The sequence below is a fragment of the Bacillus cereus group sp. RP32 genome, assembly GCF_040459735.1.
GTDB classification, from domain to species: Bacteria; Bacillota; Bacilli; order Bacillales; family Bacillaceae_G; genus Bacillus_A; species Bacillus_A wiedmannii.
In genome coordinates, this window is sequence record NZ_JARVHO010000001.1 from 5,166,366 (window position 1) to 5,175,000 (window position 8,635).

An 8,635-nucleotide genomic window follows, 5' to 3' on the forward strand; every position below is an offset into this window, starting at 1 on the left:
GAACAACCGGGAGTCATCCGCCGAAATCTCGATAAACTCCACCTCGTCAACTACACTACTTGTAGTTCTGGCGCTTCTATAATTTACAATATTTCCTTTGAGAAAAAGAACAAGACCATCTTATAACAAACATGGATAAACCGTCAATGAATTTTTTTTCATCGTCTATAAAACATATGAAAAAGGAGCACTTTTTGTGCTCCTTTTCAATAAATTTATCGAATTATTCAGCGCCAACTTCAGCTTTCACAACTTCTACAATGCGATGTACATATGCGTCACACACTTCTTGTTTTGGTGCTTCTGCCATTACACGAATAAGTGGCTCTGTTCCAGATGGACGAACAAGAATGCGGCCATCACCGTTCATTTCTTCCTCTACAACACGAATAATTTCTTTAATTTTTTCATTTTCTAATGCTAGTTTTTTATCTGTTACACGAACGTTTACTAGTAATTGTGGGAATTTTGTCATCTCACCTGCAAGCTCAGATAATGGTTTTTTCGTCATTTTCATGATGTTTACCAGTTGAAGTGCACTTAACATTCCATCACCAGTTGTAATGTAATCAAGTAAGATAATATGACCCGATTGTTCTCCACCTAAGTTGTAACCACCACGCTTCATCTCTTCCATTACGTAACGGTCACCAACTGCTGTTTTATCACTTGTGATATTGTTAGCTTCAAGTGCTTTGTAGAAACCTAAGTTACTCATAACAGTCGAAACGACTGTATTATGCTTTAGTTGACCAGTTTCTTTCATGTACTTCGCACAAATAAACATAATTTGATCGCCATCAACGATGTTTCCTTTTTCATCTACAGCGATTAAACGGTCACCATCACCATCAAAGGCAAGACCGATATCAGCGCCTTTATCTTTTACTAATTTAGCTAATACTTCTGGATGCGTAGAACCTACTCCATCGTTAATGTTCATGCCGTTTGGTGAAGTTCCCATTGTTGAAATATCAGCCTCTAAATCCGCGAATAAGTATGGAGCTAAAGAAGACGTAGCACCATGCGCACAATCTAAAGCGATATGTAAACCAGAGAAATCTTCCTCTACAGTTTGTTTAATATATTGTAAATATTTTTGTCCGCCTTCAAAATAATCACTCACTTGTCCAAGGTTCGTACCTGTTGGACGTGGTAGTTCATCAACTTCTTTGTCTAATAAAGCTTCGATTTCTGCTTCTTGCTCATCTGTTAATTTAAAACCGTCTGAACCGAAGAATTTGATTCCGTTATCCTGTACTGGATTATGAGATGCAGAAATCATAACACCTGCTTGTGCATCTAACGCTTTTGTTAAATAAGCAACACCTGGTGTAGAAATAACGCCAAGGCGCATTACTTCTGCTCCAGTTGATAATAGACCTGCTACTAAAGCTCCTTCTAACATATGTCCTGATATACGTGTATCACGGCCGATAATTACTTTTGGACGATCTGTATCTTTTGTTAATACATAACCACCAAAACGTCCAATTTTGAACGCTAATTCAGGTGTTAACTCCTGGTTCGCAACCCCGCGTACTCCATCTGTACCAAAATATTTACCCATTATGATTCGCTCCTTTTTCTGGCTCTTTTTGATTATCTACTGTTGGCTCTTGACTAGTTTCTTTTGTTGGCTCTTGACTAGTTTCTTTTTCTTTTTCTTTTTCTTTATCTTTATTTTGTTCCTGTTCCGTGTCAGGCTTAGGTTCAGGTTCAGGTTCAGGATTTTTTGGTTTTTCAGTTTGATTATCTTGGTTATTATTTGAATCTGGTTTTTCACCGTTACCCTGTACTTCTTTGTCTGGATTTTCTTTCTTCACAATTGTGACTTTAGCACTTTTTTGCTTTGGCTCTATTGAAATATTACCAGGACCGCTCACTTGAATAGAAACATCCTTCGTCCCCGGAGATACATTTTGCAGATTAATGGCTGCTGTTATTTGAGCAGCTGTTATTTTATCTACTATACTTGTTTCTCCTGAAATATCAACGCTTATCTTCCCATCTTGCGGCGAAAGTAGCTGGGCCGTAACATCTTTAGAAAGTCCATTTTTTTGAATTGATATACCATCAATCGTTCTTGTTTTCGTTTGTTTTGTTTTTTGCACTCCTACCGAAACCTTCACTTGATTCGGTTTTGCACTTGTTACACCCTTTGGCAATAAAACAGAGGTATCGAATGTTGTAGACTCTGTCAATTGACTAAGATCTACTTCGACCCCCTCTATCGATTGTATATTATCCAAGATATCTTTTGGACCTGCTATCGTTACTTCTCTCGGCTCAATGCTAATATTTGTAACGGCCAATCCTTCTGGTAAACTCCCCTTTTTCGTATACGTTACAGGAACAGTTTTTTCAGTATTATTGGCCGTAGCTTGCGTCGCCACATTCAATGTTACACTAATTTTAGATGGACTCGTTCTTACATTTAAACGTTTTCCTTCTCTATTGTATAATGTAACTTCGGCTGTTTTTGTAACAGTTTTATTAACACCTTTTAAATCAATATACGCCTTAGCAGATGAAATACTTTCAATTTCTTCTTTCGTCCCAACTACCTCAACAGTATCAGGTTTAATGTTTGATTTTTCGAGAGTAGAACCCGCTGGCATTTGATCCTCATTTGATAATTTTAAGTCTACATGGACGTATTTTCTCGCTTTTTCATGTAGAGTAATTTTAATTGTTGATGGCTGAACTGTTCCTTTCACATCATCTGGAAGCCCGTTCGTTTTCAAAGAAACTTCATAAGTTCCTTTTTCGCTATCTCTCAAATCAACTGGTATATCAAATTGTTTTTTCGCTTTTGCTGTAGCAACTGCTGCTTTTGGGCCCTCTAACTTCACCTTAACGCCCTCTGACGGAATACCACTTACAATATATTTCTCTTCATCATACTTAAGGTTAATGGCATAATTAGTTAAGGTTTCTTTCGCATCATTTGCGAAAGGTATTATCCCCGATGTCGTATTTTTTTCAGTTAAAGTCGCTGACATAAAAAGCATACACGCCAATAGTAATGAGATCCCTTTTAGAAACCAATGATTCTCCATTAACTTATCCATGACGCTTTCTCCTCCAATTCCATAAAGACGAAGAAGTCGTTTTTTCGTTCGCACTAAATTCAGCTAACAACATATCTTTCAGTTGTTCTGTCTTCAAATCACGATGCAACTTACCATTTTTCGTTAAAGAAATTTGGCCAGTTTCTTCCGACACAACTACTGTAATACTATCAGTAACTTCACTAACTCCCATTGCAGCGCGATGCCTAGTTCCTAGTTCCTTAGAGATAAAAGGACTTTCCGATAACGGAAGATAACACGCTGCTGCTTTAATGGTACTTCCTTGCATAATTACTGCTCCATCGTGAAGAGGTGTATTAGGAATGAAAATATTAATGAGTAATTCCGATGATACGTTTGCATTTAGCGGAATACCCGTTTCCACATAATCACCCATACCAGTCTCTTTTGACAAAGTAATTAATGCACCAATTCTACGTTTCCCCATATATTCCGTCGCTTTCGCTATCGCTGTTGCAACGATTTCAGGCTCATCGTCCTCCTGAGTTCCAGTACGCGAAAATAAACTCCCGCGTCCTAGCTGCTCAAGTGCTCTTCGCAATTCTGGCTGGAAAATAATAATAACGGCTAAAAATCCCCACGTTAATACTTGCTCAGTTAGCCAATAAAGCGTATGTAATTCAAGGAAAATACTGATCATCCGAACGACAATAATAACTGTAATCCCTTTTAAAAGTTGAACAGCTTTCGTCCCTCGGATTATGAGAATTAGCTTATATATAATAAACCATACAACGGCAATATCTAATACCGTACTAAGATATTTCAAAATGGTCGTATCTTCAAAAGGCATGCTAACCCTTCCTCCTACTTACGAGCAATTCTATCCATATATTGAAATATTGTTTTATGCTCTATCTGTATGTATTTCCAACAACTAGTTAATTATACCATACATGAAACAAACGACAATTACAAACAACCCTCCTTTAGTCTAAATTGGTAAGATGTCAAACATTATTATCGTACAGTATAATATAAATCATTATTATACGCTTATTTTCAAATAAAAAAAGCAACTTCTCAGTTGCTTTTCTTACATTTATTTTAGTTTTTCACCGAATAAAGAACCCATTAAAGCAACTGCTGTTGTTGCCGTTCTGTTTCGCTCATCTAAAATTGTATTTACTTCAACAAACTCAGCAGATGTAACAATATCAGCTTCCGCTAACATTTCCATTGCTAAATGGCTTTCACGATAAGATAGGCCACCAATTACAGGCGTGCCAACTCCTGGTGCATCATGAGGATCAAGACCATCTAAATCTAATGATAAATGTACACCATCAGTATGAGATAAATAAGCGATTGTTTCTTCCATAACGGCCGTCATACCCATACGATCAATCTCGTGCATCGAGAATACTTTAATACCTTCATTGCGAATAAAGTCTTTTTCTCCTTCATCTAATGCACGTGCACCGATAATGACAACATTCTCTTTTTTCACCTTTGGATATGCCCCGTATAAATCTACAAGCGTTTGATGTCCATACCCTAAACTTGCTGCAAGTGACATGCCATGAATATTTCCAGATGGTGAAGTTTCTTCTGTATTTAAGTCACCATGTGCATCGTACCAAATAACACCTAAATTTTTATAATGTTTCGCAACACCAGCTAATGTACCAATTGCGATACTATGGTCACCACCTAATACAAGTGGAAAACGTCCCTCTTCTATAATATGATCCACCTTACTTGCTAATTCGTTACATACAGTTGCAACTTGTGTAAGGTTTCTTAAGCTTGTATTTACATCTATTTCTTTTTCTCTCTCTATACATATATCTCCCATATCTTTAACGTTATATCCAATTTCTTCAATTCTTTCAATTACGCCTGCATAACGGATTGCACTCGGCCCCATATCTACCCCGCGACGCATCTGTCCTAAATCCATTGGAACTCCAATAACTGAGATTTCTTTTTTCATAGATAGTATCCCCCTTTTATGCCTTCACTAAATATTTTAAATCTTTTATATAGTCTGACTCAACTCAACATTTTTCTGTATGGATATACAAATTATTCACTTGTATTCGCCTTAAAAACCCAATTTCAAGACTATTCTATGTATAAAGTTAACTTAATGAAACAACTACCATCATTATTATTAAATAATAATAAAAAACACTCCTACATTTAGAAGTGTTTTTCTGATGCTATTTTCCATACTGCGGCAATATTCTTTGCTGTCATTTCGATATTCTCTTCCGCTACTTTATATGCCTCTTCTAATGTCATAGGACTCGCTGTAATACTAAATACTGCATCGATTCCTTTTTCATGAACAGCTGGATAATTCGGAGATACAGATCCTCCAATAGCAATGACAGGAATACGAAAATGCTTTGCACGCTCTGCAACACCTACAGGGGCCTTTCCATATGCTGTTTGTTCATCTATTCTCCCTTCGCCAGTTATAATTAAATCTGCTCCTTCTATATGCTTATCAAAATTTGTATAGTCTAATACAATTTCAATTCCTCTCCGCAAGTTTCCCTTTAACACTGCAATAACAGCTGCTCCCATTCCTCCTGCGGCTCCTGCGCCAGGTATTTTAGATACGTCGCAAGATAAGTATTGTTTAAGGATATTCGCATAATGCTTTAAATTCTCATCCAGCTCTTTCATCATCTCTGCATTCGCACCCTTTTGCCTCCCAAATACGAAAGATGCTCCCCTTATTCCAACTAACGGATTATCTACATCACATGCTGCTTCTATCTTTATATGCAGTAAGCGTGAATCCATGCATGAAAAATCAATAGCGACAATCGAATGTAACGTTCCTCCAGATGGCTCTATTACTTCCCCTTTTCCATTTATAAACCTGACCCCTAAAGCTGACAACATACCTGCTCCGCCATCATTTGTAGCACTTCCGCCAAGTCCTAAAATAATGTGCTCGGCTCCTTCGTCTAGCGCATGTAGTATAAGCTCTCCGGTTCCTTTAGTCGTTGTAATAAGTGGGTTTCGCTTTTTAACCGGAACATGTTGTAATCCTGATGCTGCTGCCATTTCAATAAACGCTGTCTTTTTATCTTTAGACATACCGTAAAAGGCTTGTACACGTTCTCTAAGCGGTCCTGTCACATGAAGAGGTATCATTCTTCCATCTGTAGCATCCACAAGTGAATCAACCGTTCCTTCACCTCCATCTCCAATTGGTATTTTTACGTACTCTGCTTTAGGAAAAATTGCTCCAAATCCTCTTTCAATAGCTTCACATACTTTTATAGCTTTTAAGCTTTCTTTATATGAATCAGATGCAATAACAACTTTCACAATTATCCCCCATCCTTTACTTTTACATTTTCTTCATTTTAAACGACAAGTATGAAAGTTGTCTTTTTAAATACAAAAAAAGCTTACATCATATGATGTAAGCTTTTTTATTTAGATGGAGCCTAGCGGGATCGAACCGCTGACCTCCTGCGTGCAAGGCAGGCGCTCTCCCAGCTGAGCTAAGGCCCCTTAGTAATAAAGCGGAAGACGGGATTCGAACCCGCGACCCCAACCTTGGCAAGGTTGTATTCTACCACTGAACTACTTCCGCGAAAATGGTGAGCCATGAAGGATTCGAACCTTCGACCCTCTGATTAAAAGTCAGATGCTCTACCAACTGAGCTAATGGCTCGTAAATGGCTGGGCTAGCTGGATTCGAACCAGCGCATGACGGAGTCAAAGTCCGTTGCCTTACCGCTTGGCTATAGCCCATTAATATTTACTAGTATGGTTATCTTTTCAAAAAAATAAACCCTCTCAGGTTATTTTAAAGAAAATGGTGGAGGGGGGCAGATTCGAACTGCCGAACCCGAAGGAGCGGATTTACAGTCCGCCGCGTTTAGCCACTTCGCTACCCCTCCGACATTTAAAATATATATGGTGGAGGATGACGGGATCGAACCGCCGACCCCCTGCTTGTAAGGCAGGTGCTCTCCCAGCTGAGCTAATCCTCCAAAAGTGGTGACCCGTACGGGATTCGAACCCGTGTTACCGCCGTGAAAGGGCGGTGTCTTAACCACTTGACCAACGGGCCAAAAATTTCAAAACTCTTCCCAAGCTTCCAACCGGGCTTGAACCGGTGACCTCTTCCTTACCATGGAAGTGCTCTACCAGCTGAGCTATGGAAGCATAATGGCTCCGCAGGTAGGACTCGAACCTACGACCGATCGGTTAACAGCCGATAGCTCTACCACTGAGCTACTGCGGAATAATAATAGCCTGGCAACGTCCTACTCTCACAGGGACAAGGTCCCAACTACCATCGGCGCTAGAGAGCTTAACTTCCGTGTTCGGTATGGGAACGGGTGTGACCTCTCTGCCATCATTACCAGACTATTGAAGGTATATTCCTTCAAAACTAGATAACATTGCTACATATTATATGGTTAAGTCCTCGATCTATTAGTATTCGTCAGCTCCACATGTCACCATGCTTCCACCTCGAACCTATCAACCTGATCATCTTTCAGGGATCTTACTAGCTTACGCTATGGGAAATCTCATCTTGAGGGGGGCTTCATGCTTAGATGCTTTCAGCACTTATCCCTTCCGCACATAGCTACCCAGCTATGCCCTTGGCAGAACAACTGGTACACCAGCGGTGCGTCCATCCCGGTCCTCTCGTACTAAGGACAGCTCCTCTCAAATTTCCTACGCCCACGACGGATAGGGACCGAACTGTCTCACGACGTTCTGAACCCAGCTCGCGTACCGCTTTAATGGGCGAACAGCCCAACCCTTGGGACCGACTACAGCCCCAGGATGCGATGAGCCGACATCGAGGTGCCAAACCTCCCCGTCGATGTGGACTCTTGGGGGAGATAAGCCTGTTATCCCCGGGGTAGCTTTTATCCGTTGAGCGATGGCCCTTCCATGCGGAACCACCGGATCACTAAGCCCGACTTTCGTCCCTGCTCGACTTGTAGGTCTCGCAGTCAAGCTCCCTTATGCCTTTGCACTCTACGAATGATTTCCAACCATTCTGAGGGAACCTTTGGGCGCCTCCGTTACACTTTAGGAGGCGACCGCCCCAGTCAAACTGCCCACCTGACACTGTCTCCCGGGTCGATAAGACCCGTAGGTTAGAATTTCAATACAGTCAGGGCGGTATCCCACCAGCGCCTCCACCGAAGCTAGCGCTCCGGTTTCAATGGCTCCCGCCTATCCTGTACAAACTGTACCAAAATTCAATATCAGGCTACAGTAAAGCTCCACGGGGTCTTTCCGTCCTGTCGCGGGTAACCTGCATCTTCACAGGTACTATAATTTCACCGAGTCTCTGGTTGAGACAGTGCCCAAATCGTTACACCTTTCGTGCGGGTCGGAACTTACCCGACAAGGAATTTCGCTACCTTAGGACCGTTATAGTTACGGCCGCCGTTTACTGGGGCTTCAGTTCAGAGCTTCGCTTACGCTAACCCCTCTCCTTAACCTTCCAGCACCGGGCAGGTGTCAGCCCCTATACTTCGCCTTACGGCTTCGCAGAGACCTGTGTTTTTGCTAAACAGTCGCTTGGGCCTATTCACTGC

At 40.8% G+C, this 8,635-nt stretch carries 5 protein-coding genes, 9 tRNA genes and 2 rRNA genes (1 of these 16 running past the window's edge); all 16 read right to left on the reverse strand.

Annotation, left to right across the window (positions count from 1 at the left end; genetic code table 11):
* Positions 1–223 precede the first annotated feature (223 nt).
* Positions 224–1,570: a phosphoglucosamine mutase gene (gene glmM, locus QCI46_RS26500; RefSeq protein ID WP_353841793.1), complete on the reverse strand. Its 1,347-nt coding sequence runs from the start codon at positions 1,568–1,570 to the stop codon at positions 224–226.
* Positions 1,563–3,074 (reverse strand): CdaR family protein, encoded by a 1,512-nt coding sequence (locus tag QCI46_RS26505; protein WP_353841794.1) that lies wholly within the window; start codon positions 3,072–3,074, stop codon positions 1,563–1,565. Before QCI46_RS26505 ends, glmM begins: the two co-directional genes overlap by 8 nt.
* The gene (gene cdaA / locus QCI46_RS26510) at positions 3,067–3,888 is read right to left on the reverse strand and encodes a diadenylate cyclase CdaA (protein WP_131934676.1); all 822 of its coding nucleotides are present in this window, start codon (positions 3,886–3,888) and stop codon (positions 3,067–3,069) included. The genes QCI46_RS26505 and cdaA overlap by 8 nt, the downstream gene beginning before the upstream one ends.
* A 249-nt stretch (positions 3,889–4,137) precedes the next feature.
* Positions 4,138–5,031 carry an arginase gene (gene rocF / locus QCI46_RS26515; RefSeq protein ID WP_088061671.1) on the reverse strand — a complete coding sequence of 298 codons (894 nt, stop codon included), beginning with the start codon at positions 5,029–5,031 and terminating at the stop codon, positions 4,138–4,140.
* 209 nt (positions 5,032–5,240) lie between these two features.
* A complete protein-coding gene (locus QCI46_RS26520) occupies positions 5,241–6,386 on the reverse strand; it encodes a glycerate kinase (RefSeq protein ID WP_097907824.1) in 1,146 nt (381 codons plus the stop codon).
* A 116-nt stretch (positions 6,387–6,502) separates the two neighbouring features.
* Positions 6,503–6,575, reverse strand: a tRNA-Ala gene (locus QCI46_RS26525).
* A gap of 10 nt (positions 6,576–6,585) precedes the next feature.
* Positions 6,586–6,657, reverse strand: a tRNA-Gly gene (locus tag QCI46_RS26530).
* Positions 6,658–6,662: 5 nt separating this feature from the next.
* Positions 6,663–6,738, reverse strand: a tRNA-Lys gene (locus QCI46_RS26535).
* A 5-nt stretch (positions 6,739–6,743) separates the two neighbouring features.
* Positions 6,744–6,818 (reverse strand) — tRNA-Gln (locus QCI46_RS26540).
* A 65-nt stretch (positions 6,819–6,883) separates the two neighbouring features.
* Positions 6,884–6,967, reverse strand: a tRNA-Tyr gene (locus QCI46_RS26545).
* Between the two features lie 17 nt (positions 6,968–6,984).
* A tRNA-Val gene (locus QCI46_RS26550) sits at positions 6,985–7,060 on the reverse strand.
* A 5-nt stretch (positions 7,061–7,065) separates the two neighbouring features.
* Positions 7,066–7,140: transfer RNA gene (locus tag QCI46_RS26555), tRNA-Glu, on the reverse strand.
* A gap of 22 nt (positions 7,141–7,162) precedes the next feature.
* Positions 7,163–7,235 (reverse strand) — tRNA-Thr (locus QCI46_RS26560).
* A 4-nt stretch (positions 7,236–7,239) separates the two neighbouring features.
* Positions 7,240–7,314, reverse strand: a tRNA-Asn gene (locus QCI46_RS26565).
* A 9-nt stretch (positions 7,315–7,323) separates the two neighbouring features.
* Positions 7,324–7,439, reverse strand: a 5S ribosomal RNA gene (gene rrf, locus QCI46_RS26570).
* A 49-nt stretch (positions 7,440–7,488) separates the two neighbouring features.
* Positions 7,489–8,635, reverse strand: a 23S ribosomal RNA gene (locus QCI46_RS26575); it runs 1,775 nt beyond the window's last position.

What these genes read in the sequence shown, in the direction of transcription:
- glmM (WP_353841793.1), bottom strand. Translation starts at nt 1,570, where the DNA reads ATGGGTAAATATTTTGGTACAGATGGAGTACGCGGGGTTGCGAACCAG.
- QCI46_RS26505 (WP_353841794.1), bottom strand. Translation starts at nt 3,074, where the DNA reads ATGGATAAGTTAATGGAGAATCATTGGTTTCTAAAAGGGATCTCATTA.
- cdaA (WP_131934676.1), bottom strand. Translation starts at nt 3,888, where the DNA reads ATGCCTTTTGAAGATACGACCATTTTGAAATATCTTAGTACGGTATTA.
- rocF (WP_088061671.1), bottom strand. Translation starts at nt 5,031, where the DNA reads ATGAAAAAAGAAATCTCAGTTATTGGAGTTCCAATGGATTTAGGACAG.